This is a genomic window from Paenibacillus sp. J31P13 (genome assembly GCF_056269295.1).
In genome coordinates, this window is record NZ_JBWDNR010000003.1 from 1 (window position 1) to 26,374 (window position 26,374).

Annotated in this window: 26 protein-coding genes and 6 tRNA genes; 31 read left to right on the forward strand and 1 reads right to left on the reverse strand. The window is 45.3% G+C overall.

What is annotated here, in order from left to right; translation table 11 throughout:
• The first annotated feature begins 228 nt into the window (after positions 1-228).
• The 6 genes from AC0YOD_RS11020 (at position 229) to AC0YOD_RS11045 (ending at position 820) form a co-directional block, all read left to right on the forward strand.
• Positions 229-305, forward strand: a tRNA-Met gene (locus AC0YOD_RS11020).
• A 23-nt stretch (positions 306-328) separates the two neighbouring features.
• Positions 329-404: transfer RNA gene (locus AC0YOD_RS11025), tRNA-Val, on the forward strand.
• A 35-nt stretch (positions 405-439) separates the two neighbouring features.
• Positions 440-516, forward strand: a tRNA-Asp gene (locus AC0YOD_RS11030).
• A gap of 18 nt (positions 517-534) precedes the next feature.
• Positions 535-610 (forward strand) — tRNA-Phe (locus AC0YOD_RS11035).
• Positions 611-644: 34 nt separating this feature from the next.
• Positions 645-729, forward strand: a tRNA-Tyr gene (locus AC0YOD_RS11040).
• A 15-nt stretch (positions 730-744) separates the two neighbouring features.
• Positions 745-820: transfer RNA gene (locus AC0YOD_RS11045), tRNA-Lys, on the forward strand.
• A 186-nt stretch (positions 821-1,006) separates the two neighbouring features.
• Here AC0YOD_RS11045 and ssuE read toward each other — a convergent pair.
• Positions 1,007-1,558 carry an NADPH-dependent FMN reductase gene (gene ssuE, locus AC0YOD_RS11050; protein WP_475799358.1) on the reverse strand — a complete coding sequence of 184 codons (552 nt, stop codon included), beginning with the start codon at positions 1,556-1,558 and terminating at the stop codon, positions 1,007-1,009.
• 183 nt (positions 1,559-1,741) lie between these two features.
• On the opposite strand from ssuE, the gene AC0YOD_RS11055 reads away from it, so the two are divergent.
• From AC0YOD_RS11055 to AC0YOD_RS11175, 25 genes are all read left to right on the forward strand, one after another.
• Positions 1,742-2,689: an MraY family glycosyltransferase gene (locus AC0YOD_RS11055; protein ID WP_475799359.1), complete on the forward strand. Its 948-nt coding sequence runs from the start codon at positions 1,742-1,744 to the stop codon at positions 2,687-2,689.
• A gap of 23 nt (positions 2,690-2,712) precedes the next feature.
• Positions 2,713-3,954, forward strand: a complete 1,242-nt coding sequence (locus tag AC0YOD_RS11060; protein ID WP_475799360.1) for a PucR family transcriptional regulator — start codon at positions 2,713-2,715, stop codon at positions 3,952-3,954.
• A gap of 89 nt (positions 3,955-4,043) precedes the next feature.
• A complete protein-coding gene (locus AC0YOD_RS11065; RefSeq protein WP_475799361.1) occupies positions 4,044-5,165 on the forward strand; it encodes an ABC transporter ATP-binding protein in 1,122 nt (373 codons plus the stop codon).
• Positions 5,166-5,319: 154 nt separating this feature from the next.
• Positions 5,320-5,913: a sigma-70 family RNA polymerase sigma factor gene (locus AC0YOD_RS11070; RefSeq protein WP_475799362.1), complete on the forward strand. Its 594-nt coding sequence runs from the start codon at positions 5,320-5,322 to the stop codon at positions 5,911-5,913.
• Entirely contained in the window at positions 5,855-7,225 is a 1,371-nt protein-coding gene (locus AC0YOD_RS11075) for a DUF4179 domain-containing protein (RefSeq protein WP_475799363.1), read from the forward strand. The genes AC0YOD_RS11070 and AC0YOD_RS11075 overlap by 59 nt, the downstream gene beginning before the upstream one ends.
• Before the next feature lie 121 nt (positions 7,226-7,346).
• Positions 7,347-8,285, forward strand: coding sequence for an HPr(Ser) kinase/phosphatase (gene hprK, locus AC0YOD_RS11080; RefSeq protein WP_475799364.1), 939 nt, complete (start codon positions 7,347-7,349; stop codon positions 8,283-8,285).
• Between the two features lie 21 nt (positions 8,286-8,306).
• Positions 8,307-9,329: a prolipoprotein diacylglyceryl transferase gene (gene lgt, locus AC0YOD_RS11085; protein WP_475799365.1), complete on the forward strand. Its 1,023-nt coding sequence runs from the start codon at positions 8,307-8,309 to the stop codon at positions 9,327-9,329.
• A gap of 16 nt (positions 9,330-9,345) precedes the next feature.
• Positions 9,346-10,011, forward strand: coding sequence for a pyrophosphatase PpaX (ppaX, locus tag AC0YOD_RS11090; protein ID WP_475799366.1), 666 nt, complete (start codon positions 9,346-9,348; stop codon positions 10,009-10,011).
• Complete coding sequence (locus AC0YOD_RS11095) at positions 10,004-10,537, forward strand: acyltransferase (protein WP_475799367.1); 534 nt, start codon at positions 10,004-10,006, stop codon at positions 10,535-10,537. Before ppaX ends, AC0YOD_RS11095 begins: the two co-directional genes overlap by 8 nt.
• Positions 10,538-10,731: 194 nt before the next feature.
• Positions 10,732-11,958 carry an ATP phosphoribosyltransferase regulatory subunit gene (locus AC0YOD_RS11100; RefSeq protein ID WP_475799368.1) on the forward strand — a complete coding sequence of 409 codons (1,227 nt, stop codon included), beginning with the start codon at positions 10,732-10,734 and terminating at the stop codon, positions 11,956-11,958.
• Positions 11,955-12,599, forward strand: a complete 645-nt coding sequence (hisG, locus tag AC0YOD_RS11105) for an ATP phosphoribosyltransferase (protein ID WP_475799369.1) — start codon at positions 11,955-11,957, stop codon at positions 12,597-12,599. Before AC0YOD_RS11100 ends, hisG begins: the two co-directional genes overlap by 4 nt.
• A 60-nt stretch (positions 12,600-12,659) precedes the next feature.
• Entirely contained in the window at positions 12,660-13,946 is a 1,287-nt protein-coding gene (gene hisD / locus AC0YOD_RS11110) for a histidinol dehydrogenase (RefSeq protein ID WP_475799370.1), read from the forward strand.
• 54 nt (positions 13,947-14,000) lie between these two features.
• Positions 14,001-14,600: an imidazoleglycerol-phosphate dehydratase HisB gene (gene hisB, locus AC0YOD_RS11115; RefSeq protein ID WP_475799371.1), complete on the forward strand. Its 600-nt coding sequence runs from the start codon at positions 14,001-14,003 to the stop codon at positions 14,598-14,600.
• A 1-nt stretch (position 14,601) separates the two neighbouring features.
• Positions 14,602-15,213, forward strand: coding sequence for an imidazole glycerol phosphate synthase subunit HisH (gene hisH / locus AC0YOD_RS11120; protein ID WP_475799372.1), 612 nt, complete (start codon positions 14,602-14,604; stop codon positions 15,211-15,213).
• A gap of 270 nt (positions 15,214-15,483) precedes the next feature.
• On the forward strand, positions 15,484-16,242 hold the full coding sequence (gene hisF / locus AC0YOD_RS11125) for an imidazole glycerol phosphate synthase subunit HisF (protein ID WP_475799373.1): 759 nt from the start codon (positions 15,484-15,486) through the stop codon (positions 16,240-16,242).
• Positions 16,239-16,931: a bifunctional phosphoribosyl-AMP cyclohydrolase/phosphoribosyl-ATP diphosphatase HisIE gene (gene hisIE, locus AC0YOD_RS11130; RefSeq protein ID WP_475799374.1), complete on the forward strand. Its 693-nt coding sequence runs from the start codon at positions 16,239-16,241 to the stop codon at positions 16,929-16,931. The genes hisF and hisIE overlap by 4 nt, the downstream gene beginning before the upstream one ends.
• A 34-nt stretch (positions 16,932-16,965) precedes the next feature.
• Positions 16,966-17,772 (forward strand): histidinol-phosphatase HisJ, encoded by an 807-nt coding sequence (hisJ, locus tag AC0YOD_RS11135; RefSeq protein WP_475799375.1) that lies wholly within the window; start codon positions 16,966-16,968, stop codon positions 17,770-17,772.
• A gap of 113 nt (positions 17,773-17,885) precedes the next feature.
• The gene (locus tag AC0YOD_RS11140) at positions 17,886-18,836 is read left to right on the forward strand and encodes a ribose-phosphate diphosphokinase (protein ID WP_475799376.1); all 951 of its coding nucleotides are present in this window, start codon (positions 17,886-17,888) and stop codon (positions 18,834-18,836) included.
• 164 nt (positions 18,837-19,000) lie between these two features.
• The gene (locus tag AC0YOD_RS11145) at positions 19,001-20,752 is read left to right on the forward strand and encodes a tetratricopeptide repeat protein (protein ID WP_475799377.1); all 1,752 of its coding nucleotides are present in this window, start codon (positions 19,001-19,003) and stop codon (positions 20,750-20,752) included.
• Positions 20,753-20,772: 20 nt separating this feature from the next.
• Positions 20,773-21,720 carry a thioredoxin-disulfide reductase gene (trxB, locus tag AC0YOD_RS11150; RefSeq protein WP_475799378.1) on the forward strand — a complete coding sequence of 316 codons (948 nt, stop codon included), beginning with the start codon at positions 20,773-20,775 and terminating at the stop codon, positions 21,718-21,720.
• A gap of 185 nt (positions 21,721-21,905) precedes the next feature.
• Positions 21,906-22,856: an ROK family glucokinase gene (locus AC0YOD_RS11155; protein ID WP_475799379.1), complete on the forward strand. Its 951-nt coding sequence runs from the start codon at positions 21,906-21,908 to the stop codon at positions 22,854-22,856.
• A gap of 175 nt (positions 22,857-23,031) precedes the next feature.
• Positions 23,032-23,919: an RNase adapter RapZ gene (gene rapZ / locus AC0YOD_RS11160; protein ID WP_475799380.1), complete on the forward strand. Its 888-nt coding sequence runs from the start codon at positions 23,032-23,034 to the stop codon at positions 23,917-23,919.
• A 12-nt stretch (positions 23,920-23,931) separates the two neighbouring features.
• Positions 23,932-24,918 (forward strand): gluconeogenesis factor YvcK family protein, encoded by a 987-nt coding sequence (locus AC0YOD_RS11165; RefSeq protein ID WP_475799381.1) that lies wholly within the window; start codon positions 23,932-23,934, stop codon positions 24,916-24,918.
• A gap of 6 nt (positions 24,919-24,924) precedes the next feature.
• On the forward strand, positions 24,925-25,854 hold the full coding sequence (gene whiA, locus AC0YOD_RS11170) for a DNA-binding protein WhiA (protein WP_475799382.1): 930 nt from the start codon (positions 24,925-24,927) through the stop codon (positions 25,852-25,854).
• Positions 25,855-26,054: 200 nt separating this feature from the next.
• The gene (locus tag AC0YOD_RS11175) at positions 26,055-26,324 is read left to right on the forward strand and encodes an HPr family phosphocarrier protein (RefSeq protein WP_028609180.1); all 270 of its coding nucleotides are present in this window, start codon (positions 26,055-26,057) and stop codon (positions 26,322-26,324) included.
• The last annotated feature ends 50 nt before the right edge of the window (positions 26,325-26,374 follow it).

The following is a 26,374-nucleotide window of genomic DNA, read 5'->3' on the forward strand; positions in this document are numbered from 1 at the left end:
AGGTTGATAGGTTCGGGGTGGAAGCACAGCAATGTGTGGAGCTGACGAATACTAATCGGTCGAGGGCTTATCCTAAAAATGGTTTGCTGTGACCCATACATCCAGCAGACAGTAGCTTTAAGGCTTCAGCAGCCTCTATCTTTCATATCCAGTTTTCAGGGCGTAATGTTCTGATCTTGCAACGGTCCTCGAAACGATGCAAGCGACAAATTTTCGAGGGACAAGCGTGGCGGTGTAGCTCAGCTGGCTAGAGCGTACGGTTCATACCCGTGAGGTCGGGGGTTCGATCCCCTTCGCCGCTACCATTCATTCTTTACATATTTACCCTGGAGGATTAGCTCAGCTGGGAGAGCATCTGCCTTACAAGCAGAGGGTCGGCGGTTCGATCCCGTCATCCTCCACCATTATTTTCTTATTCGGTTTATAACCGGATCCACTTGGAGCTGTGGTGTAGTGGCCCAACATGCCTGCCTGTCACGCAGGAGACCGCGGGTTCGAATCCCGTCAGCTCCGCCATTTTTTTCTTTAAAGTTAGGCTCGGTAGCTCAGTCGGTAGAGCAGAGGACTGAAAATCCTCGTGTCGGCGGTTCGATTCCGTCCCGAGCCACCACTTTATTTTTCGTTATACGGAAAATAAGTAATATGGAGGATTAGTGAAGTGGCTAAACACGGCAGACTGTAAATCTGCTCTCTCTGAGTTCGGTGGTTCGAATCCATCATCCTCCACCAGTTTTTACTCACCATGAGTCATTAGCTCAGTTGGTAGAGCACCTGACTTTTAATCAGGGTGTCGTAGGTTCGAATCCTACATGACTCACCATTTTTTTTAAAAACACAATCGTAATCTTAGATCCTATGATCTGAGGTTTTTTTTATTTTTATGCCTAATAAGGTGACTTAAAAGGTTTATAGCAATGTTGTTCTTAGGCTGGATGAGTTATAAAATATATATTGAATAGGGAAAAGGTCTGCCATCATTAATGATAGCAGACCTTTTTTTATGCTTTTATTTATTTCGAATAGAAAGCTCATAAGTAAGCTCATTAACAGTTTCACTTAAACGAAGCTTCAATTCCTCATCTAATTCGAATACTGGCTCTTCGTTAGGTTCTTGCGTACGGCTAATTTGAGCGTCTATTGCGTAAACACCACTTACGTAAAGCTTAGCACCCATGGAAGCAAGAACAGGCTTAAGGGCATAGTCGATGGATAGAAGATGAGCGATTGTTCCTCCGATAAATAAAGGCGCAATTACTTTCCCGTTGAGTCCTTTTTGCGGAAGAAGATCCAAGAAGGTTTTCAATACACCTGTATAAGAGGCTTTATAAACAGGACTTGCAATAATGACTGCGTCGGCTGCCTCAACGATTTGATTGGCTTCAATAATAGCAGGGCTGCCAAAACGAGCATGTATAAGATCTTCAGCCGGAAGATCAACCACAGTAATGAGATGGGATGATAAATGCTTTTCAGCAAGCTGCTGTTGTACAAAATTTGTTATCCCGTTTAGGCGTGATGAAGCATTGGGACTTCCTGAAATAATAACGATATTGGACATTAGAACACACTACTTTCCGCTATAGTTGTCTATTTTTTTCAAACAATAGTATTCCGATAAACTAAATACGATTAATCGTATCACAGATGGGGAAAGGGGGCAAACAACTTAGCATGTTTTCTTGTATTTTAGCGATAAAAGGGAACAATGTATACATACAGAAAAATAAAAGGGGTAGTTGCAATGATTTATGGGTTAGCGGCTTTGATAAGCTTTGTAATTGTAGTTGCTGGCGTGCCGCCGCTTCGAAAGCTTGCGCTTCGCTTAGGATTTGTTGACCGGCCAACGACTCGTAAAATACATAATAAACCGATTCCTCTTATGGGGGGAGCGGCTATATTCGCAAGCTGTGTTATTGTCATGCTTCTGTTTATTGGCTTTACACCGCTAACAAAAACAATTGCATTGGGTGGTTTTTTGCTTGTTTGCATTGGGCTTATTGATGATGCCTCCAAAGCAAAAGGTAAGGAATTTCCGGTATGGCCTCGCGTTATTATTTACTTAGGAGTAGCGTCTATTCCTTATTTTTTCCATATTAAAATCGCGGGGATTGTTAATCCATTCAGCGGTTTATATATCTTTTTCCCAGATTGGTTCTCTTTGCTTATGACTATGATATGGGTGTTCGCGCTTATCAATATGATTAACTTTATTGACGGCGTCGATGGCTTAGCCTCCGGAGTATGCAGTCTTTCCTCTCTAACCTTATTTATAGGAGCGCTGGTTACAGGCCAGTCGGATACCGCGGTACTCGCCGTCATCGTAGCAGGGGCTTCGCTTGGATTTCTAATCCATAACTTTTATCCTGCACGAATATTTATGGGGGACGCGGGCGCCACCTTTCTTGGCTACACCTTATCCGTGATAGCAGTTGAAGGAGCGTTCAAAAAAACAACTTTTATTACGCTGCTTGTACCTCTATTAGCACTTGGACTACCCATATTTGATACGGTCTATGTCATGCTGCGCCGCCTGCTGAGCGGGCAAAGCTTGCATCAAGCAGACAAGCTTCATACGCATCATATTTTGATGAAATGGGGTCTTAATCAAGTACAGACAGTGTCCTTCCTTTATCTAGTTGCGGCGTTGTTTGCTTTGTTGTCTATTATTCTTTTGCTTTATATAGGCTGAATTAGCTGGGCTGATATGGTACAATGACGAAAAAAAGCGTTCTAACGAAATGGATTGAATATCGCTTTGATGCATCTATGTCATTGTTGTCGTTAGCGCTAGTGGAGAATGGAGATAGAGAAATGAGCAAGACAGACTGGTTGAAGCCGCTGCAGCACATTTTGAATTGTCCGATACATATCGTTACGAAGTCGATTGCGGAATGGAATGATTTAATAAAGGAATCAGAGGCATTGCGATTACATGATGGGATAGAAACGACTCCATTAGTTGGTCAACGAGCAGAAAGAGACGGAGTAATTTGGTTTATTGCAATGATTGATAGCGCTAACTTAGAATTGTTGGAAATAGATAAACCTTCAATGACAAGGTCAGAAAAAGAATTAATTAGTTGGACACTTCAATTAGATCGCGGTGATGGGTCGGAGAAATCAACAGTTGTTATTTCGGAGTCAGAACGAATTGCGCTTAAACTAAGTGAATGGATCGACAAGCAACTAGAGTCGGACGAGCCAGCTTATTCTTTGCCTGATCATTTGACTGTTGGAAGCCGTCTCTTTAGTGAGATGATTCCATTCTTGCTTGTAACGGAGCAAGCTAATACTAAGCAAGGAACGTATACAGAGCTAGAGAAGCTGCTTCGTTCATTCCTATCTGAGGATGTCTTATTGATTCCGCTAAAAAGTCAGGAGTGGCTGATTTGGGGTTCGGTTTCCTTGCTTAAAGATGAGGATTCCGACAGCTTCATCGAGCAAGAGGAAGAAACACTTGAGGACAGTTTGGCATCTATCGCCTTAGGATTGCATGAGATGCTGGCCAGTGAATGGATTGGTGAATGCCATCTTGCAGTTGCTCATCCGACTTCACCAGCTAAAGGGATGGTCGAGACGACTGTTTTGCTCCGTGAAACGATTAATCTCGGACGTAAATTTCATGTAGGGACTAATATACACTTGCCGTGGATGCTGCAGCTGGAGCGTTTGTTAAATGCAATTCCTGAGACGCAGCGGGCCAAATATTTGGAGCAATCATTAAAGCGCGCGGATTTATTTGTGGAATCAGAGATGCTAAGCACGCTGGAGACCTTCTTTACATTGGACTGCAATGTAAGTGAAACGGCAAAGAAATTATATATTCATCGGAATACTTTACTGTATCGTCTTGATAAGCTTAAGCACGAAACCGGACTTGATGTAAGACAATTTCGTGATGCAGTGCTAGTTAAAATCATATTACTATTGTACAAAGTTACGAAAAGAAATTAGTTTTTTTGTAAAGTATGTGCATAGTCACAAGCCTCTATGTAAGATAAGATAAATGCATAACGAAATTTCTTTCTAGGGGGAAAATTATCATGGCAGGCGTACGTTTAGAAGGCATTTACAAAAAATATCCGGGAACTGACAAAGCATCGGTTACTGACGTTAACTTAGATATTAAAGACAAAGAGTTTCTCGTATTGGTTGGACCGTCCGGTTGCGGTAAATCGACAACTCTTCGTATGATTGCAGGTCTAGAAGAAATTTCAGAAGGTAAATTGTTCATTGGCGACCGTCTTGTAAATGACGTAGCTCCTAAAGACCGCGACATCGCGATGGTATTCCAATCATACGCTTTGTACCCGCATATGAACGTTTATCAAAACATGGCTTTCGGCCTTAAACTTCGTAAATTCAAAAAAGCAGACATCGACAAACGTGTTCGTGAAGCTGCTAAAATTCTAGATATCGAGCATTTGCTTGACCGTAAACCAAAAGCACTTTCCGGTGGTCAACGTCAACGGGTTGCACTAGGACGCGCAATCGTTCGTGAGCCGCAAGTATTCTTGATGGATGAGCCGCTTTCCAACTTGGACGCGAAACTTCGTGGACAAATGCGTGCTGAAATCAGCAAGCTTACAAAACGTCTTGAAACAACTACAATCTATGTAACGCATGACCAAATCGAAGCAATGACAATGGGCGATCGCATCGTTGTAATGAAAGATGGTTTCATTCAACAAACGGCTTCCCCAGAAGAGCTTTACAACCACCCTGTTAACATCTTCGTAGCTGGCTTTATCGGCGCACCTTCGATGAACTTCATCTCTGGTACGTTGACTGAGCAAGGCGGAGCGCTTCGCTTCAAAGCAAGCGGCGTTGACGTTGTTGTACCTGAAGGCAAAGCGGCATCGCTTCGTTCGAAAGGTTACGGCGGTAAAGAAGTAATTCTAGGCATTCGTCCAGAAGATCTTCATGAAGAGCCAGTATTCTTGGAAGCTTCACCGCAAACAATCGTGAATGCAAATGTTGAGGTTGCTGAAAACCTTGGTCACGAAATGTACCTATACCTTAACGGTATCGGCACTGACACGGTTATCGCTCGCGTTGACGGTCGTTCTGGCCTACGTGATGGCACAACAGTTAAGCTTGCAATTGACATGAACAAAGCACATTTGTTCGACAAAGAAACAGAACTTAACATTTACGAAGCTTAGGAAATAGCTTCATTTACAAGAGGACCGTTGGATCATTCCAACGGTTCTCTTTTTTTTGCATATAGCTAAAACCGTTTAGGGGGTTGGCGCGTCTAATAGGAAAAAATCAAATGAGTATGGGTAGATATCAGGCTTGCCGAAGGGAGATAAACGGGTGGATAAGGATATGTGCGCAGCAGCTGCCATTAGAGGCGATGAAGAAGCACTGATCCGGCGGATTGATATAGATAAGCGGCAAATGTACGGCATTGCCTACTCCTATATGCGCAATGAGACGGATGCCTTGGAAGCAATCCAAGAAACAGTGTGCAGAGTGTGGGAGAAGCGGCGGACTTTGCGTGAACCGAAGTATTTTACGACATGGATCATGCGGATCTTAATACGCGTCTGTATGGATGCTCGGAAGAAGAGGACAAGGGAGCTGCCGGCGGAGGGGCTTGTGCAGCTGCAAGGTAACCATATTGTAATGGGAAACACCGATACAGCGGAAAAATTAGATATTGCAGCTGGCGTACAGGCGTTACCACCTAATCTGCGAATGGTGATCACGCTAAAATATTATCGGGATATGACAATTACAGAAATTGCAGAGCTACTGGAGAAGCCAGATGGAACCATTCGCACTTGGCTCAACAAGGCATTAAAGCTTATGAGAACAGACACGACATTCATGGAGGAGGGAATACAGGATGAGCGCGGAAAACAAGAAGGGTCTGGAGCAGGACAATCAAGCACTGCTAAGGGATAAGGATCTTATGGAACAAGAAATCGAGCAAGTAACAGAAGAAGCACTGGATGGTTCTATTGTAAGAGGAATAGAGCTTGGCAAGCGGAGGAGTGTTCGTAGAAAACGTAAGAGGATTAGTCTAGGCATGTGCCTATCCGCTGTTTGTATTATGTTCATGCTTACTGCGTTCGTTCGTGTATCTCCCGCCTTTGCGGAAATGATGAAGGAGATCCCGGGTTTAAGCGGATTTGTTGAATTGATTCAAGGTGATAAGACACTTATGTCAGCCATTAATAATGATTTTATTCAACCTGTTAATGAATCTGTTGAGAAGAACGGCTACAAGCTTACAGTGGATGGTATCATTGCAGACGATCAGCGCCTTGTTATTATATATACCGCCGAGGGCCCAGGCTTAAATGGTAACACAGGCTTTCTCAACTATAAATTGAAGACTGATGATGGGGGAGAAGTAGTGGCTGCAATTGCTTCGTCGCACTTCCCTACAAATGAAAAGGATAAATCAGATGCTCCAATCCATGATTATTTAGATATTTTGATGAGTGATGGCGTACCCATGCCTAACGGTATTCAATTTAGCCTCATGTTGGGCGATCAGTGGCTTGAAATTGACTTTCTGATTGATCATAGCAAATTTGCGGGTATGAGAGAGGAAATTGAGCTTAACCAATCGTTTGTGGTTAGCGGTCAGCGGTTCACTATAAATAAGGCTATTATTACACCGCTTCAAGTGTCTTTAATGTTCGAAGCGGATTCCAACAATGATAAACGTGCAAATCACTTTATAAATATGGCTTTGGTCGATGAGAAGGGGAGACGATACGAGACGAGTACGGGATTTGGAGACTTAAATCCGCTCTTGACCCGTCATTTCAAGAGCAGTTACTTCGAAAAACCGAAGAAACTAACGTTTGAGGCGGACGGTATGTTCTTGTCGGAAAACCAGTTGAGCCTAACGATCGATACGGATAAAGTAGAAACGATATCGTCGCCGGATAATAAGCTTCAGCTAGTAAAAAAAGATGAGGTAGCTGACGGGTATGACCTGACGTTTGAATTAATGAAATTAGATGAGATCGACATGCAATTAGGCTACACATTATTTAAGCATCAAGGCGTATTCAAGGATGCATCGGGAACCAGTTATCCAATATTGGATAGGAGTGGAACAGCTATAAGTTGGAGTACGAGTGAAGATAAGGTTTCCTACTTTTATCGTATTCCGAAAGCGGACTATAAACAGCCGCTTACTTTTGACATTGAGCAGTTCCCAGGCTACGTCAAGGAGCCAATCAGCATAAGAATTAAATGATTAGAGGCGCTGGGCAACGGAGGAAACGTTGCGTTCAGCGCCTTTTTCCTTTACGATGAAGACATTGGAAATAAACATACATATTCGAATAAATCAGTTGCCATATGAAGGAGGACCTACGATGCCGAAAAAAGTGAAAGTGTCTGAACTTGTTCGACAATTCCAGCTTGAAATTATGGCTGGTGAGGATGGAATGAAGCGCGCCATTACTGTAGATGATTTGTATCGACCGGGTCTTGAGATGGCCGGTTACTTCCATTACCATCCAAGTGAGCGGGTACAGCTGCTTGGACGAACGGAAATATCGTTCCTGAACATGCTGGACAGCGAAGAACGCAAGGACCGTATGGTACGTCTCTTTAATGACGATACACCTTGTGTTATTTTGACTAGAGGCTTAGAAGCACCGCAGGAGCTGCTTGATCAATCCAATGAGAAGCAGGTTCCCGTTTTGCGCAGCAATGTGGCAACGACGATTCTGTCGAGCCGGATAACGGATTTTCTGGAGAAAAAGCTAGCTCCAACCGCGACGATTCATGGCGTACTCGTGGATGTCTATGGTGTGGGTATGCTGATCACAGGAGGAAGCGGGATAGGTAAAAGTGAAACAGCTCTTGAGCTTGTAAAACGCGGACACCGACTAGTTGCCGATGATGCGGTAGAGATTAGGCAGACATCTGATGGACAGCTGCACGGCAGTGCACCTGAGCTCATTCGTCACCTTCTAGAAATTCGCGGTCTTGGTATTATTAATGTAATGACCTTGTTCGGAGCGGGGGCTGTGCGCACTCAGAAGCGTATAGGCCTTGTTATTAAGCTGGAGAATTGGCAGCAGGACAAGCAGTATGATCGCCTTGGGCTAGATGAGGAAACAACGAGAATAATAGATACAGATATACCGCTTGTAACCGTACCCGTACGGCCCGGACGTAACTTAGCGGTTATTATCGAGGTAGCAGCGATGAACTTCCGATTGAAGCGGATGGGTTATAATGCAGCACTTCAATTTACGAATAAGCTTACAGAGACTATAGCTGACGATATGGACGATTACGATTGATTGTAGAGGAGATATCTAATAATGCAGACTTTAGCCATTAATCCAATTGCCTTTTCAATTGGATCATTATCGGTACATTGGTACGGTATTATATTGGGATTGGGAGCTTTGGCTGGTCTTATGCTGGCTATACAGGAAGGAAAGCGGTTCGGCATTAAGCCTGATTTATTCATGGACTTGCTTCTTCTGGGTGTTCCTTCTGCCATAATTGGAGCGCGAATTTATTATGTAGCGTTTATGTGGGAAGATTACAAGGGTAACCTTATTGATGTGTTCAAAATATGGAATGGCGGTATAGCCATATACGGTGCCATAATTGGAGCATTTATTTGCGGCTTCTTCTATTTCCGTTACAAAGGCTATAACTTCTGGCGCATGGTAGATATTTGTGTGCCTGGCTTACTTGCTGGTCAAATGATCGGACGCTGGGGCAACTTCATGAATCAGGAAGCTTATGGCGGACCAGTTAGTGAAGACTTTCTAAGGAACACCCTTCATATTCCAAAGTTCATCGTCGATCATATGTTTATTGTGGATCAGGCTATCCAAGAGGGCGCTTATCGTCATCCGGCATTTCTATATGAATCGCTTTGGAGTTTGCTGGGCATCGCTATCCTAATGGTGCTTCGCCGTCAAAAGTTTCTTCGTGCAGGCGAACTTATGGCAAGCTACTTTATCTGGTATTCAATCGGTCGCTTCTTCATTGAAGCTTTGCGTACGGACAGCTTAGCCTTCAGAGGACCAAGTTGGTTGGCTTCCTTCATTAATGGGCTTTGGTCTCCTATGGAACTTGTATTCAAGCAAGGCTATTTAGATCCGGCTTATGGAAACATTCGAATTTCACAAGTATTAGCATTGCTGCTTATCTTAGGTGCAATTGTTCTCATTGTCGTTAGACGTAAGACTGGCTTAGCGTCTGAGCACTATCTGGACCCGATCGTTACAAGCAAACCGGAGAGAAACGGCGGAATTGATAATGCACCAACGGAAGTGAAAGGCTCTGCTGTACTATCAAAAAAAGATGAGGCTGACAAGGCAGAGTAATTTAGGAGGTTTCGTGATGACGAGCACGATCAAAACGATGCTGTTCGATTTGGATGGCACCATTATAGACACCAATGAGCTAATTATTCGCTCGTTTATTGAGTCTCTGGAAGGTGTAACACCCGAAGGATTTGGACGAGAGCATATTATTCCAAGCATGGGAGAGCCTCTTACCAATCAAATGCGGCGGTTCTCCGGACGAGAGGATGTTACAGACCTTGTAGCGGCATATCGCGAAGTGAATTTGAGGCTGCATGACGAGTATGTTAAAGCTTTCGATCATGTGAATGATGTAATTGAGAGATTGCACGGTCAGGGCATTCAAATCGGTGTCGTTACGACGAAGATGCGTTTGACGACAGAGCGCGGTTTAAAATATGTTGGTCTATTTGATTACATTGACGCAATCGTTACGATTGATGATGTTGTAAATGCAAAGCCGCATCCAGAGCCCGTAAAGAAAGCAATTGATTTATTGGGTGCAGATCCTGCTACTACGATGATGGTTGGCGACAGTATTGTTGATATTCAGTCAGCGATTGCAGCTGGTACGATAGCAGTAGGCGTTGCTTGGTCATTGAAGGGCGAGCAGAAGCTGAAGGAAGTGGGCGCGCATCATGTTATTCATGATATGCGGGATCTTTATTCATTTGTAGGATTGGAGCGGGAGACGCTTGCGTAAAGTTGAACGATATCCGGTGGAAGGTCCGAACGCATTATGGCAGGTGTATTCTACCGTGAGCCGAATGAAGTCGGTTCGCAATTTTATTTTTATACAGCTGGCACGGTACTGTCCGTTTCTTCCACTCAAAAATTGGATCTATCGCCGCGTGCTTGGCATGAAGGTTGGGGAGCATACGGCATTTGCCTTAATGGTTATGGTCGATGTTTTCTTTCCTGAACGGATCACGGTTGGCAATAATTCGATAATTGGATATAACACAACCATTCTCACACATGAATATTTGATCAAGGAGTATCGGCTTGGGAATGTTGTCATTGGCTCTCATGTCATGATTGGAGCGAATACAACCATATTGCCAGGAGTCACGATAGGAGATCATGCTGTAGTGGCAGCCGGCTCTGTAGTCCATAAGGATGTTCCTGCCTATGCATTCGTAGGAGGCAATCCTATGCGAGAGATCGTCCGAAGCAATAGTGTTTTGTCTGGTAGTCAGGATGAATACACGAATAGATTTTTAAATTAAATATCGAGAAAGCCTCATCCGGATGAGCTGCGCTCACTCGGGCTGAGGCTTTCTTATTTGGCAGGCCAAAAAGGCTTCTGCTGGCTTGACGAATTCTTGCTTTTCATGCTAATATTACGACTAAACTCTTTAATTTGTTAGCATGGTACCATGGTAGCACTTTAAAGCAATAAAGCGACCGAAGGTGAGATAGAATGACGAAACCAAAAGTATTTGAGAAGCCAACTGGCCTTAAAGATTACTTGCCAGGCGCAGTCGCGAAGCTGCGTCATATTGAACGTCAGGTGCTTGCTTGCATGCAAGGCTGGGGCTATGAACAAATTATTACGCCAACTATGGAATATTACGATACTGTAGGGGTAGCAAGCTCTACATCCGATCAGAAGTTATTCAAGCTGCTTAACAACCGAGGCACAACGCTTGTGCTGCGCTCCGATATGACGGCGCCAATTGCCCGCGTGGTGGCATCGTTGCTGAAGCAAGCCGATTTCCCACAGCGTCTTTCCTACCATTCCAATGTATTCCGTTCCATTGAGGAGGAAGCAGGCCGTGAGGCTGAGTTTTTCCAAACAGGTGTGGAGCTGGTAGGCGATTCTTCAGCAGAAGCGGATGCAGAGGTAGTAGCTCTGGCGATTGCTTCGCTAAAGGCTGCGGGTGTCGAGCGGTTTAAGATTGCTATTGGGCATGTGGGCTTCCTTAACGGACTATTGGAAGAGACATTGCCAGGTCGCATTGAAGCGCAAGAGCAGCTAAAGGGGTATCTGCTGGGACGTGATTTTGTCGGTTACCGCCAGCATCTTCGCGACTTGGCGCTTGATGAGCCTGTACAGCGCGAGTTGGAGGGCATTCTGCGTTTGCGCGGCGGTCAAGAGATTTGCGATCAGGCGCTGCAATTAAGCGTTGACGCTACGGCCCGGGAATCGATTAGCCATCTTTGCGAAATTTGGGATGTGCTCAAGGCTTATGGCGTATGTGAGCATGTGCTTATCGATTTGACAATGATTGGTGATTTCTCTTATTACACAGGCATGACGTTTGAGGGTTATGCAGCTGATCTTGGTTTTCCGGTTGTAAGCGGGGGGCGTTATGACAATCTCCTGTCGCAATTTGGAAGACCGGCACCTGCTACAGGCTTCGCAATGAAGACAACGCGTGTGCTTGAGCTGCTTGGCGATCTAGAGGACAATGCTGCGGAACGAACACTTATTATGTATGAAGCAGCGGGACGCGCAGAAGCGCTTGTGAGAGCGCAGGAACTGCGTGCACAAGGTGCAAGTGTTGTTACGGAACGTGTCGATCAACTGAAGCTGGAAGCTGCGCTGCATTCAGCCAGCGAGAAGCCTTTTACACATAAAGGTGTCCAATATTCAGCCCTGGAATCGTATATCGGAAATGGGATTAAAGGAGGCAGCGCCACATGAGCGGAGCAAGCAGAGATATTTTGAAAGTGGCGATGCCAAAGGGTCGCATTTATAAGCAGGCATCGAAGCTGTTCCGTGAAGCGGGACTGCCGATTCCAAGTGATTTTGATGATACGCGCAAGCTAATCATTGAGCTGCCAGAGGTAGGCATGGAGTTTATTATGGCGAAACCGGTTGATGTGCCGACGTACGTAGAATACGGCGTTGCGGATATCGGAATTGTCGGCAAAGATGTGTTGCTGGAAGAAAATAAGGACGTCTATGAGCTTCTTGATCTTGGTATCGCGAAATGCCGGATGTCTGTAATCGGTATGGCAGATTGGAAGCCAACCATTAATCCGCGCGTTGCTACTAAATATCCGAACGTTGCTTCGGCGTATTTCCGTGAGCTTGGTCAACAGGTGGAAGTCATTAAATTGAACGGTTCCATTGAGCTTGCACCTATGATCGGGCTGGCTGATCGAATCGTTGATATGGTGGAAACAGGCCAAACGTTGCGCGAGAATGGGCTCGTTGAGATGGAATCTATCTTCGGCATAACAAGCCGATTGATTGCTAATCGAGTCAGCTATCGGATGAAAAATGATGCGATTCAGAGCTTATGTGATCGTTTGCAGGGGACACTGGCTAATCGGGATTAGGAGAAAACAAGTGTTACGATAATAAATGAGTATGGCGAATTGACGGAAGGAGCGGATAATATGCGTATGATGCGTGCGGAGCAGTTTGGTTTGAAGCGCGAGGTGGAATATGGATCACCAGAGCAAAATGAGTCGGTCTTGAGGATCGTCGCAGACGTAAAGACCGAGGGTGATGCAGCATTGCTGCGTTACACAGAGCAGCATGATCGGGTTAAGCTGGATGCGGCGTCGCTTCGCGTGACACAGCAGGAGATTGAGGCAGCGTATGATGTAGTCGATGCCGCTTTTCTAGAGGCGATTCGCGAAGCAGCCGTAAATATTAGAGTATTCCACGAGAAGCAGATGCGGACCTCGTGGATGGATCTGCAGCAGGACGGAACGATGCTCGGGCAAATTATGCGACCGCTGAAGCGGGTCGGCGTATATGTGCCCGGAGGCAAGGCGGCTTATCCGTCGTCCGTGCTGATGAATGTCATTCCGGCACAGGTAGCCGGTGTGCCGGAGATTGTTATGGTGACGCCGCCAGCAACAGGCGGCAAAGCGGGTATCGACCCGTATATTCTCGTAGCTGCCGCAGAAGCAGGCGTTAAGGAGATGTACCGGGTCGGGGGCGCTCAAGCCATTGCCGCGCTTGCGTACGGCACAGCATCTATTGATCCGGTCGATAAAATTTGCGGACCGGGTAATATTTATGTGGCGCTGGCGAAGCGCGCTGTATTTGGTGCAGTTGATATCGACAGCATCGCGGGGCCGAGTGAGATCGTCGTGCTTGCTGATGACTCCGCTGATCCTGTATATGTAGCGGCAGATTTGCTATCACAGGCTGAGCATGATGAGATGTCTTCGGCGATTCTCATTACGCCATCCCAGCAACTGGGTGAAGCTGTTGTAGCGGAGGTTGAGCGCCAGTTATCAACGCTTCCTCGTGAGGAAATTGCACGTAAATCTATTGATAGTTACGGTGCTGTATTGCTTGTTGATTCCCTTGAAGCAGGTATTGATGTTGTTAACCAGCTGGCGCCTGAACACCTAGAGGTGCTTACGGTCGACCCTATGCGCCTGCTTGGTTACATTCAGAATGCGGGAGCAATATTCCTCGGACCTTATAGCTCCGAGCCTGTTGGGGATTATTTTGCAGGGCCGAATCACATAATTCCGACAAACGGAACGGCACGTTTCTCCTCGCCTGTAAATGTCGATGATTTCTTGAAGAAATCGAGCTTGATTTACTATAGCAAGGAAGCCTTGCTAGCCAATGGCGAGAAAATCATGACACTGGCGCGGCATGAGGGACTTGAAGGGCACGCTCGTGCCATTGAGGTTCGTCTAGATAAAGAACGCAATTAAATAGATATCATTATAAAATGTGGCAGATAACTTATTCAGAAAGCAGGAATGAACATGGCTGAAACGAAGGTACGCGAAGCATCGGTTGCTCGTAAGACGAATGAAACGGATATTAAACTTACATTTGCGGTAGACGGAACAGGTGAGACGAAAATTGACACGGATGTGCCATTTCTGAACCATATGCTTGATTTGTTCATTAAGCACGGACAATTTAATCTTGAACTAGAAGCCCGTGGAGATATAGATATTGATGATCACCATACGGTTGAGGATATCGGAATTTGTATTGGTCAGACACTTCGCGAGGCGCTTGGCGACAAACGCGGCATTAAACGATACGCAAGTGTTTTCGTACCTATGGATGAGGCATTGGCACAAGTTATTATTGATGTCAGCAACCGTCCGCATTTTGAATACCGCGCTGAGTACCCTTCATCACAAGTGGGCAGCTTCTCGACGGAGCTTGTTCATGAGTTTTTGTGGAAGCTTGCGCTTGAAGCACGTATTACATTGCATGTCATTGTACATTACGGCCAAAATACACATCACATGATTGAAGCCGTATTTAAAGCGCTTGGGCGTGCCCTTGATGAAGCAACAAGCATTGATCCTCGTGTACAAGGAGTGCCTTCAACGAAAGGAGTGCTGTAAGATGATCGCGATTATCGATTACGGCATGGGCAATCTGCATAGTGTGAGCAAGGCGGTTGAACGCCTTGGCTATGAATACATCCTTACAGATGATCCTGAGACGATCCTTGCAGCAGATGGTGCAATCCTTCCAGGTGTAGGCGCATTTGGGGATGCGATGCAGACTCTGCGTGATACAGGTATGGACAGTGTAGCGAAGGAGTATGCAGCATCAGGCAAGCCGCTGCTTGGCATCTGTTTGGGGATGCAGCTGCTCTTCAGCGAAAGCGAGGAGCATGGCATAAATGAAGGGCTGAATTTGCTTCCAGGCAAAGCATCTCGTTTTCAAGGCAGCTATAAGGTACCTCACATGGGATGGAATAAGCTGTCCTTCCTCCAAGAACAATCGCCTTTATTTAAGGGATTAACAGAGGGTCATGTGTACTTCGTGCATTCGTATCATGTTAAGCCTGAGCTTACATCCGACTTGTTGGCTACCACAGACTATCACCAACAGGTGACAGCAATTGTAGGCCGAGACAATGTATTCGGCATGCAGTTCCATCCAGAGAAAAGCGGCGAGCTAGGTATGTCGCTGCTTGGCAATTTTCTAGCACTGACAGCCAGTAAGTAGTCTTGCAGGAGCTAACTCATTTCCTAGAACGTGGCTTAGGAGCTGCAATAATATAAAAAAGCTGAACATTACCTTACCAAGCATTTATTAATCTTGCTGGGACGGTATAGGCTAGTATCTATTCTTAAAACTACAAACCTTCTCATTAGCAGCCGTTTTCGAATTTATCATTTCTTTTATAGCGACAAGCTGCTAATGAGCCTTCATAAAGCACTAATAAAAATTGATAATGAACGAGCTCGGCTAAACGGGCAAAAAGGAGTGGGCAATATGCTGGCAAAACGAATCATTCCGTGTTTGGACGTAAAAGATGGCCGTGTTGTGAAGGGCGTTAACTTCGTAAACCTGCGCGATGCGGGCGATCCAGTCGAGCTTGCGGCAACCTATGACAAGGAGGGAGCCGACGAGCTCGTCTTTTTGGACATTTCGGCTTCTGTTGAGGGTCGGGCTACGATGATTGAGGTCGTGAAGCGGACAGCTGGCGAGATTACGATTCCATTTACGGTAGGCGGCGGCATTTCTCATGTCGATGATATGAAGAGGCTGCTGCGAGCAGGTGCGGACAAGATTGGAATCAATACCGCTGCTGTTAAAAACCCCTTGCTTGTACAAGAAGGCTCCCGTAAATTCGGCTCGCAGTGTATTGTGGTCGCGATTGACGCGAAGTTCAATGCAGAGTGGGGAGAATGGGAAGTCTATACCCATGGCGGCCGGCAAACGACAGGTATAAAAGCGTTAGAGTGGGCGCGTGAGGTGGAACGTCTTGGCGCAGGGGAAATTTTGCTTACGAGCATGGATGCTGACGGGACGAAGGATGGCTTCGATCTCAAGCTGACGCAGGCTGTATCGGATTCACTCGGCATTCCTGTCATTGCCTCTGGCGGAGCGGGGCGTGTGGAGCATTTCAATGACGTGTTCCAGCATGCACATGCAGATGCAGCACTGGCGGCTACTATTTTTCACTATAAAGAAATGACAATTCGTGAAGTGAAAGAAGATTTAAGACAGAAGGGAGTAGAAGTACGATGACAGAAAACATTCACAGCGAGCTTCTTTCTAAAATTAAATGGGACAGTGCAGGCCTAGTGCCTGCTGTTGTGCAGGATGCACAGAGCAAAGAGGTGCTCATGCTTGCATATATGAGTAAGGAGTCGCTTCAGCTCTCAATCGAGTCCGGTGTAACGTGGTACTGGAGCCGTTCACGCAACGAGCTTTGGAATAAAGGCGCAACAAGCGGACACACGCAGAGAATTGTATCCTTGGCTTATGATTGCGATGGTGATACGCTTCTAGTTAAAGTTGTACAGAAGGGTCCGGCTTGTCACACTGGACGCTATAGCTGTTTCTTCAATTCGGTTGAAGTTAACGGAAGTGCAGGGGATGCAGGAGAAGAGGCTCAAGCTTCATCAGACCGTTTTGCAGCGCTGGGTCAGCTTGAGGGAATCATCGCTGAGCGTTATGCAGAGCGTCCTGAAGGTTCTTATACGAGCTATTTGTTCGGAAAAGGCGTAGATAAAATTTTGAAAAAGATTGGTGAAGAAGCGTCCGAGGTTATTATTGCGGCAAAAAATAAGGATAATGATGAGCTGCGCAGCGAAGCTGGCGATCTGATTTTCCACCTTATGGTACTGCTTCGTGAACGCGAGCTTCCATTGGATGATGTTATCAGAGAGATTGACAGCCGTCATGGCAAGCCTACTACAAATAAAATGAGATAGTCATTCATGAATCTCAAGAAAGGCCGGTATGCAGATGTTTATTGATTACCATACTCATCATGTCCGTTGCGGTCATGCTGTTGGAGAGCTAGAGGAATATGTGCAGAAGGGAATTGAGATCGGTCTCGATCAAATCGGTCTCTCTGATCATATGCCTCTTCTTCATGTTGAACCGGCTGCTTACTATCCAGAAATGGCCATGCCAATGGATGAGCTCCCGCGTTACGTGGAGGAATGCCTTGCCCTTAAGGAAAAATACAAGGGTCAAATTGATATTCGTGTTGGTCTTGAAGGTGATTATATCGAGGGCTGCGAGCGGCAAATCGAAGAAATCGTCAAGGCTTATCCTTGGGATTATGTCATTGGGTCAGTTCACTTTCTTGGGGAGTGGGATATTACTGACTTTAGACAAACGCATGGCTGGGAAGGCCGTGATCGCATGAAGGTATATGAGCAGTACTACGATGCGATCGGCAAAGCTGCTGCGACAGGGTTTTATGATTATATTGGCCATATTGATGTCATTAAGCGTTTTGGATTTAAGCCGGATGGGGATGTTACTCATTTGGAAAATGCAGCGCTGGAGGCAGTTAAAAAGCACGGTATGGCAATCGAGCTTAATGCTTCTGGTCTTCGAACGCCTGCAGCAGAGATGTTTCCGAGCCGCCGAATGCTGGAATATGCGCACAAGCTAGGCATTCCGCTAACGATCGGATCGGATGCTCATCAGCCTGAAAGACTAGGGCAATACTTAGATCAAGCACGTTCATTGCTCAAAGAAGTGGGCTATACGCAGCTGGCGACATTCAATTGTCGAAAATTACTGTTAATTGATTTTTGAATTATTGTAAAATCAATGTATAATATAAATATCAACAAGCTTTGTCGAATGATCTGACAAGGACGAGTACTTGTTAAATAAAATTAATTGGTTTTAACGCTCAGGAGGGTATCATGTTAAGCGACAAGGTGCGTATTTTTTCGGGTTCGTCTAATCCGGTATTGGCTCAGAAAATTAGTGCGGAGCTTGGTCTGACGCTAGGTGCGATCAAGATGTCCCGTTTCAAAAGTGGCGAGATTTATGTGCATTACGAAGAAACTATTCGGAATTGCGACGTTTTTCTTGTGCAATCTTTCTCTCATCCTATTAATGAGCATTTTGTCGAATTGCTTGTTATGATTGATGCGGCGAAGCGTGCTTCTGCTCGAACGGTAAACATTATCATGCCTTATTACGGTTATGCTCGTCAGGAACGCAAAGCAGCACCAAGGGAGCCGATTTCAGCTAAAATGCTGGCGGATGTGCTCACAACTGTGGGAGCGAACCGCGTCATTACAATTGATCTGCATGCTCCGGCAATTCAAGGATTCTTCAACATTCCGGTCGATCATATGACGGCGCTTGATCTAATCAGTGATTACCTCAAATCGAAAAACATTAAAAATCCGGTCGTTGTATCGCCGGATGCAGGTCGTGCTTCTACTGCTGAGAAGCTGGCTAACTACTTGGACACATCATTTGCGATTATGATTAAAAAACGTCCTGCACATAATGAATCAGTCATTACTCACGTAATTGGCGATGTGAAAGGTCAAACCGCGATTATTATCGAGGATTTGATTGATACGGGATCAACAATCGTTAACGTTGTGGAAAGCTTAAAAGAACGCGGTGCAGAGGATGTATATGTATGCGCAACTCACCCGCTATTCTCCGGTTCGGCTATTGAGCGTTTGGACCACCCGTATATTAAAGAAGTTATTGTTACCGATTCCATCAGCTTGCCGGAATCCATTCCGGATCGCTTTAAGATTTTATCGGTTGCACCACTTCTTGCTGAAGCAACCCGCATTATTTTGGAGGGCGGCTCCATTAGCACCTTGTTCAAAAATAATGGTGTTTAAGCATCAATAGCAGATGCTTGGTATACGAAAAGAATAGAAATACTGCGAAAATCGCGGGCGGTGAATGTACCGTCCGCGATTTTCCCACATATTCTTTCGTGTTAGGATAAGCCTTGCTATGGTATAATCGTAGAAAATCGGAAGTAACGGGAGGTGCCTTGCGGATGAAAGGGAAGAAACGTGTTGCCGTAGATCAACAGACGAAAGTCATACCGATTCAATGGGACGCTACGTTTTTTTTCGAACGTGCGGTTCAATCACTGGATCGGTTCCATTATGACAAGGCACTTAAATATTTTCGTCGCGCCGTGGAATACGAGCCGGAAAATCCGGTAAACCATTGCAATATGGCTGGCATTTTCTCTGAATTGGGCAATTATGAGGAATCGAATCGAATTTTAGGATGGATTGTCACTGAACTCGATCCAATGATGACGGAATGTCATTTCTATATGGCGAATAATTTCGCAAACATGGAACAGTATGAAGCAGCTGAAGTTGCGCTTATTAAATATCTAGAAGAGGATGCGGAAGGACAGTTCCTTGATGAAGCAGAAGAGATGATGGATCTGCTCCATTTTGAACTTGAGCGTCCAACTCGTCTAACGAATATTAAATCACGTGAAGGCATGGTCGAGCATGATCAGGCCCGTATGCTGCTTGAGGAAGGAAAGTTCACGGAGGCGGTCCGTATCCTGGAGCAAATCATTGAGGGTCAGCCTGACTTTTTGGCTGCGCGCAATAATTTAGCTCTTGCCTACTATTATATGGGAATGTTTGATAGGGCGATGGAGACTATTCATCAAGTGTTGGAGCTCGAAGGCGGCAATTTGCATGCGCTTTGCAATCTTGCTATCTTCTATCAGCACGCGAATGATAAGGAAAGTCTGAAACCGCTAGTTGAGCTTCTCATTAAGACGGTACCTTTCCATCAAGAGCATGTGTTTAAACTAGCGACTACAATGGGCATCTTAGGAGAGCATGGAGCTGCTTACAAGCACTTTATCCGATTGCTGAAGGATTCGGAGCTTTACCAAGACCCTTGCTTATATCATTACGCTGCGGTGGCTGCATGTAACATAGGCCGATTGCAGGAGGCAGAGCGTCTGTGGAAGCAAACCATTAAGCTTGATCCGCTCTCGGGGATTCCCCGTTATTATATGGAGCAGCTTGAGCTTGTACGGAGCGGGGAACAAACAGCCTCCATCAGTTATCACTACCATCTTCCGTTTGAGGAGCAGTTTAAGCTTTGGGAAAAATCATCGGATGGTATACCTGATCATTTAAAGCGGGATCCGCTTGTTCGCTCATCCTTTTTCTGGGCGCTGCGCCATGGTGATCAGAACACGAAGCTGCAGGTTATTCAGGCATTAGGCATGATAGCCGACAACGAGGTGAAGGACGTCCTTCGAACATTCCTGCTTGAGCGGGATGAGGATGATTACTTGAAGCGTATTGCCATCTTTGTTCTAAGAACGATAGGTGTGCAAGAGCCGCTGAGTGCTGTTTTGGAAGGCAAAGAAACGGTTATTGAACCGAATCGCGTTCCTTCCAGACTTCCTGTATGGGAAGATAAATGGCAGGCTGTCGTAGAAGCTGCGCTTAGTGAAATGAGCAAACATTATGATTTAGTACAACAACATGATTTGATGACGCTTTGGGTAGAGTTTCTATCACGTCTGTACCCGGATGTTCCGAAGCTGACGAAGCCCGAGGGCTGGGCGGCTGCGTTAGAATATTTGACTGCTAAGATGCACCGGAGAGCGATATCGTATCACGAGGTTTCCGTACGATACGGCACATCCATTGCAACCGTTAGTAAAAACGTCAAGAGGATAGACGAGGTATGTGGCATTAAAGAAAAAATGAAGTCGATAAGCTCGGTGTTTTCAATGCAAGAGCTGCAGGACGAATAACTACTTATGAGGTGAATGTTATGTATAAATCCATTATTATCGGTACTGGCCCTGCTGGGCTTACTGCAGCTATCTATCTGGCTCGCGCAAACATGAGTCCTCTTATTATTGAAGGTCCAGAGCCAGGCGGCCAACTGACTACTACGACAGAAGTTGAGAATTTCCCTGGCTTCCCAGAAGGAATCATGGGTCCAGAGCTTATGGAAAATATGCGTAAGCAAGCGGAGCGCTTCGGCGCAAAATTCATCACAGGCTGGGTTAACAAAGTAGATATGTCAGAGCGTCCTTTCAAGCTTCAAGTCGAAGGACATGGTGAAGTAGTTGGAGAAAGCATCATCATCTCCACTGGCGCATCGGCGAGATATCTTGGAATTCCTGGAGAAAAAGAAAATGTTGGACGCGGTGTCAGCACTTGCGCAACATGTGACGGGTTTTTCTTCCGCAACAAAAAAATTATCGTTGTTGGCGGCGGCGACTCCGCAATGGAGGAAGCAAACTTCCTTACTCGCTTTGCGAGCAATGTTGAATTGGTCAACCGTCGTGATGAGCTTCGCGCTTCAAAAATTATGCAAGACCGCGCACGCGAGAACGAAAAAATTAGCTGGAGTCTTAACCGTACACCGATTGAGGTTGTTGCAACGGGTATGGGCGTAACAGGCCTGAAGGTTCGTGACAATGAAACGGGCCAAGAAGATGTTATTGAGACAGACGGTATTTTCATCGCGATCGGTCATACACCGAATACGAAGTTTCTAGACGGTCAAATCGATACGGATGAGCACGGCTATATTACAGTAAAACCGGGCACATCTGAAACGAATATTCCAGGCGTATTCGCTTGCGGCGATGTTCAAGATAATAAATATCGTCAAGCGATTACAGCAGCGGGCAGCGGTTGTATGGCTGCGCTTGATTGCGAAAGATTTCTAGAAGGGAGCATCATTCATGATTGGAGTCAATCACTCTAATAATTGTTGAGACCGATCATATCGACACAGAAGAGGCTATACCTGCAGAGCGATATGCTTGATGGTATAGCTTTTTCATTAGCTGATAATGCTGGATTTCCCACTATTCCGCTATCTTGACCGCAAGGTTAAGGAAAGCTTATAGTGTACAGAGAAGATTAACATACTGATGAGGTGGACTAGTGATGTCTGAGAAGATTTACGTTGGAGTCGATGTCGGAGGAACTGCAATTAAGGTGGGCATTTGCAATGCGGATGGGCAATTGCTTCATACGTATGAAGGGCCAACAGAGGCTAGCAAGGGAACGGAAACAATCCTTCAAAATATTGCAAGCTATTCACAACAAATTGTAACAGACTCAGAGTTTAATTGGGAGCAAGTAGAGGGAGTCGGCGTTGGTATTGCTGGGTTTCTAGACATTCCTAACGGTATTGTTAAATTTGCGCCGAATCTTAAAATCGAGAACGTGCATTTGAAAGATTACTTGGAACAAGAGTTGAAGAAAACTGTCAAAGTTAACAATGACGCAAATGTTGCCGCGCTGGGAGAAGCTTGGGGCGGAGCAGGAAGAGGAATTGCACACTGTGTTTGCTATACGCTTGGTACAGGCGTGGGCGGCGGCATTATTATAAATGATAAAATTGTTGAGGGTTTTCAAGGTATGGCAGGCGAGCTAGGCCATATGGCGATTGTACCTGATTTAGAAGCTATTCAATGCGGCTGCGGAAAAATGGGCTGCTTGGAAACCGTATCCTCTGCAACAGGCATTATTCGCATGGCAAAGGATGCTGTTGAACGCGGAGATCGTACTTCACTCTCACAAGTAGAAGACATTATGGCTAAGGACGTGCTTGATGCAGCGAAAGCTGGAGATGAAGTAGCAACTCGCATCGTTAATCGTGCAGCTTATTATCTTGGTAAATCTATGGCTATGATGGCTATCGTACTTAATCCGCAATATTTCATTATCGGCGGCGGCGTATCCAAAGCAGGAGACTTCCTATTCGATCAAATCCGTGATGTATTCGAGAAGTATACACAGGATCAAGCGAAGGAAGATGTTAAAATCGTAGCTGCAACACTTGGAAACAACGCTGGCGTTGTTGGTGCGGCAGGTCTAATTCTAAGAGGCTAATGCAGATACTTGTCATTGCAAAGTCATTCGAAAAGTCTAGGTTTATGCTTATGAGGTGACTTTGCATTAGCAAAGTTTAAGGTTTACGCTTACGAAGAGACTTTGCATTAGCAAAGTTTAAGGTTCATGCTTACGAAGTGATTTTGCAGCTGCAAAGTCTTTAGGAGGTTTAACCATGGAAACGGCAGCAACAGTAGCGAAGCTTGTCATTATTACCGGGATGTCTGGAGCGGGCAAGACAATTGCTGTCCAAAGTCTAGAAGATCTCGGTTTCTTCTGCGTAGATAATTTACCGCCTGTTCTTATTCCGAAGTTCGCAGAGCTTATTGAGCAATCAAACGGTAAGATAGGAAAAGTAGCTCTAGTTATTGATTTGCGAGGCAGAGAATTTTTCACGGCTCTATCGGAATCATTGGCTTATATAAAAGATCAATTTACAATTAGCTACGAGATTCTTTTCTTGGATGCTACCGATGAAGTATTGGTTCAGCGCTACAAGGAAAGCCGTCGCCGTCATCCGCTTGCACCGGAGGGTATGCCTCTTGAAGGTATTCGCAATGAGCGACGATTGTTAGAGGATTTAAAAGGTTGGGCATCTCAGGTCATCGATACGAGTACATTGAAGCCGGCTAAGTTGAAGGAACGTATTATTGCACATTTTACTAATCAAGAGCAAAACAGTTTATCTGTAAATGTTACTTCATTTGGCTTCAAATACGGTATACCGATTGATGCTGACCTCATTTATGATGTTCGATTTTTGCCTAATCCACATTATATAGACCATCTTCGTCCTAATACTGGACAAAATCCTGATGTGTATGATTATGTCATGAAATGGCCTGAAACCCAGCAGTTCCTAACTAAGCTGCTTGATATGCTTCAATTTCTTATTCCTCTTTATCATAAAGAAGGTAAAAGTCAGGTTGTTATTGGCATAGGATGTACAGGAGGGAAGCATCGCTCCGTCGCCATTGCCGAATATTTAGGCCGCATTCTCGGAAGCAGTGATACGGAACGTGTGCGTGTCAGCCATCGCGATGCCGAGCGTGACAAGCATTGACGAGGTGAGTGAATGTACAGTCGACACAAAATATTGAGACGCCCTAAGATCGTCGTTATCGGCGGTGGCACAGGACTATCTGTCATGCTGCGCGGTCTAAAGGAGAAGCCTCTTGATATTACGGCTATAGTAACGGTTGCTGATGATGGTGGAAGTTCAGGCATTCTTCGCAATGAGCTGCAAATTCCACCGCCAGGAGACATCCGCAACGTATTAATGGCACTCGCAGATGCAGAGCCGCTGCTTACTGAAGTGCTGCAATATCGCTTTAAAACGGTTCCTGGGCTTGCTGGGCATAGCTTGGGCAATCTTATGCTGGCTGCAATGACCGATATCTCTGGAGACTTTGTAACAGGCATTCGGGAGCTGAGCCGTGTGCTTGCAGTACGCGGCCGTGTGCTTCCGGCTGCAGGTCAGGCAATCATTTTGAAGGCTGAGATGACTGATGGTACAATTGTCACAGGGGAATCGACGATCCCGAAAGCAGGCAAAAAGATTAAAAGAGTATTTTTAGAGCCCCATGATGTAGAGCCTTTGCAGGAAGCGGTTGAAGCACTGGAGCAAGCTGATGCAATTTTGATCGGACCGGGCAGTTTATATACAAGTATTATTCCAAACTTATTGGTTCCGAAGCTTGCGAATGCGATTGTAGAATCCGATGCGGTAAAACTTTTTGTATGCAATGTGATGACGCAGCCGGGCGAGACAGATAACTATTCGGTCGGGGATCATTTAGACGCCATTCATGCTCATATCGGCCATCATTTATTCGACTATGTCATTGTTAATGATGGTGAAATTCCACCTCAAATTGAGAGCAAATATGCGGAACGGGGCGCGAAAGCGGTCCATCTCGATTTGGATGCGGTAACGGAAAAAGGCTATGAGGTTATAGCTGATCATTTGGTCTTATTCCGTACTTTCTTACGTCATGATGCAGAACGTCTAAGTCATCATATATATAAACTTGTAGAGAACTGGATGTTACGAAAGAGGTGATACACGATGTCATTTGCGGCGCAAACGAAAAAGGAACTAACATTAATTGAAGCAGACAGCTGCTGCGAGATTGCAGAATTGTCCGCACTCATACGAATGAATGGTTCGGTTAGCGTATCCAGCCGCAAGGTCGTTTTGGACATCTCAACGGAAAATGCAGCCATAGCTAGAAGAATTTATTCCCTGCTCAAAAAACATTTTGAAGTACATGTCGAGCTTCTTGTACGCAAGAAGATGAGACTGAAAAAAAATAATGTATATATTGTCCGAATCCCAGCCGGGGTTCAGGAAATGTTGAGCCAGCTCAAAATTGTATCTGAAGGATTTATGTTTAATCTTGGCATCGACAAGGAGATTATTCGCAAGTCTTGTTGTAAGCGTTCCTATTTGCGCGGTGCTTTCTTGGCAGGAGGCTCAGTCAATAATCCTGAAGGCTCTTCCTATCATTTGGAAATCGCTTCGATGTATGAAGAGCATTGCGAAGCATTAGTGGACCTTGCCAATAAGTTTGATCTAAACGCTAGATGCATTGAACGGAAAAAGGGGTTTATCTTCTACATCAAAGAGGGCGAGAAAATAATCGAGCTCTTGAATATTGTGGGTGCACATCAGGCATTATTTAAGTTTGAGGATGTTCGGATCATGCGCGATATGCGTAACTCCGTTAACCGAATCGTAAATTGCGAGACAGCTAACCTGAATAAGACCATTGGAGCGGCCGTTCGTCAAATTGAGAACATCAAGCTGCTGCAAAGAGAGGTTGGTCTAGAGAGCTTACCTGATAAGCTGAGGGAAGTAGCAGAAATTAGAATGCTTCATCCGGATATGAACCTGACTGAAGTCGGGGAAATGCTTAAGGGCAAGGTCAGTAAATCGGGCGTAAATCACCGATTGCGTAAAATTGACGAGCTTGCGGAAAAAATCCGCGGGGTGTGAGCTTTTATCCTAGTGCATAGGCTGGTATAATGTTATAATAGTTCCAAACTGACTTCATTTAAAGAGATGAGCTTATAAAAGGCTTATATAGACTCATCTTTCAATGCTAAACGTGCTTATGCAGCCAAATGACGGCAACAGCCGTTTATGCTAGGTGCCGCATGCTAATGATTTAGTAAAATATAGGGGGTATGGTTTCCATGACAAGGCTTCCGGTTGTCGTTCGTCTTAAGACGGGACTTCATGCAAGACCTGCAGCACTATTCGTACAAGAAGCAAACAAATTTTCCTCCGAAGTATTTGTAGAGAAAGATGACAAGAAAGTGAATGCCAAATCGATTATGGGAATTATGAGCTTGGCAATCAGTTCAGGTACTGAAGTTTCTATTAGCGCTGAGGGTTCGGACGCAGAACAGGCTGTAAACGCTTTAGTTGCTCTGGTCAGCAAAGAAGAGTTGGAAAATCAGTAAGACAGGGTTTAAATGAGGAAGGAGAGGTCTTCGGGTTCATCATGAACTTG

Coding starts and splice junctions, on each gene's coding strand:
- ssuE (WP_475799358.1), bottom strand. CDS start 1,558: ATGTCCAATATCGTTATTATTTCAGGAAGTCCCAATGCTTCATCACGC.
- AC0YOD_RS11055 (WP_475799359.1), top strand. CDS start 1,742: ATGATTTATGGGTTAGCGGCTTTGATAAGCTTTGTAATTGTAGTTGCT.
- AC0YOD_RS11060 (WP_475799360.1), top strand. CDS start 2,713: ATGACGAAAAAAAGCGTTCTAACGAAATGGATTGAATATCGCTTTGAT.
- AC0YOD_RS11065 (WP_475799361.1), top strand. CDS start 4,044: ATGGCAGGCGTACGTTTAGAAGGCATTTACAAAAAATATCCGGGAACT.
- AC0YOD_RS11075 (WP_475799363.1), top strand. CDS start 5,855: ATGAGCGCGGAAAACAAGAAGGGTCTGGAGCAGGACAATCAAGCACTG.
- hprK (WP_475799364.1), top strand. CDS start 7,347: ATGCCGAAAAAAGTGAAAGTGTCTGAACTTGTTCGACAATTCCAGCTT.
- lgt (WP_475799365.1), top strand. CDS start 8,307: ATGCAGACTTTAGCCATTAATCCAATTGCCTTTTCAATTGGATCATTA.
- ppaX (WP_475799366.1), top strand. CDS start 9,346: ATGACGAGCACGATCAAAACGATGCTGTTCGATTTGGATGGCACCATT.
- AC0YOD_RS11100 (WP_475799368.1), top strand. CDS start 10,732: ATGACGAAACCAAAAGTATTTGAGAAGCCAACTGGCCTTAAAGATTAC.
- hisG (WP_475799369.1), top strand. CDS start 11,955: ATGAGCGGAGCAAGCAGAGATATTTTGAAAGTGGCGATGCCAAAGGGT.
- hisD (WP_475799370.1), top strand. CDS start 12,660: ATGCGTATGATGCGTGCGGAGCAGTTTGGTTTGAAGCGCGAGGTGGAA.
- hisB (WP_475799371.1), top strand. CDS start 14,001: ATGGCTGAAACGAAGGTACGCGAAGCATCGGTTGCTCGTAAGACGAAT.
- hisH (WP_475799372.1), top strand. CDS start 14,602: ATGATCGCGATTATCGATTACGGCATGGGCAATCTGCATAGTGTGAGC.
- hisF (WP_475799373.1), top strand. CDS start 15,484: ATGCTGGCAAAACGAATCATTCCGTGTTTGGACGTAAAAGATGGCCGT.
- hisIE (WP_475799374.1), top strand. CDS start 16,239: ATGACAGAAAACATTCACAGCGAGCTTCTTTCTAAAATTAAATGGGAC.
- hisJ (WP_475799375.1), top strand. CDS start 16,966: ATGTTTATTGATTACCATACTCATCATGTCCGTTGCGGTCATGCTGTT.
- AC0YOD_RS11140 (WP_475799376.1), top strand. CDS start 17,886: ATGTTAAGCGACAAGGTGCGTATTTTTTCGGGTTCGTCTAATCCGGTA.
- AC0YOD_RS11145 (WP_475799377.1), top strand. CDS start 19,001: ATGAAAGGGAAGAAACGTGTTGCCGTAGATCAACAGACGAAAGTCATA.
- trxB (WP_475799378.1), top strand. CDS start 20,773: ATGTATAAATCCATTATTATCGGTACTGGCCCTGCTGGGCTTACTGCA.
- AC0YOD_RS11155 (WP_475799379.1), top strand. CDS start 21,906: ATGTCTGAGAAGATTTACGTTGGAGTCGATGTCGGAGGAACTGCAATT.
- rapZ (WP_475799380.1), top strand. CDS start 23,032: ATGGAAACGGCAGCAACAGTAGCGAAGCTTGTCATTATTACCGGGATG.
- AC0YOD_RS11165 (WP_475799381.1), top strand. CDS start 23,932: ATGTACAGTCGACACAAAATATTGAGACGCCCTAAGATCGTCGTTATC.
- whiA (WP_475799382.1), top strand. CDS start 24,925: ATGTCATTTGCGGCGCAAACGAAAAAGGAACTAACATTAATTGAAGCA.
- AC0YOD_RS11175 (WP_028609180.1), top strand. CDS start 26,055: ATGACAAGGCTTCCGGTTGTCGTTCGTCTTAAGACGGGACTTCATGCA.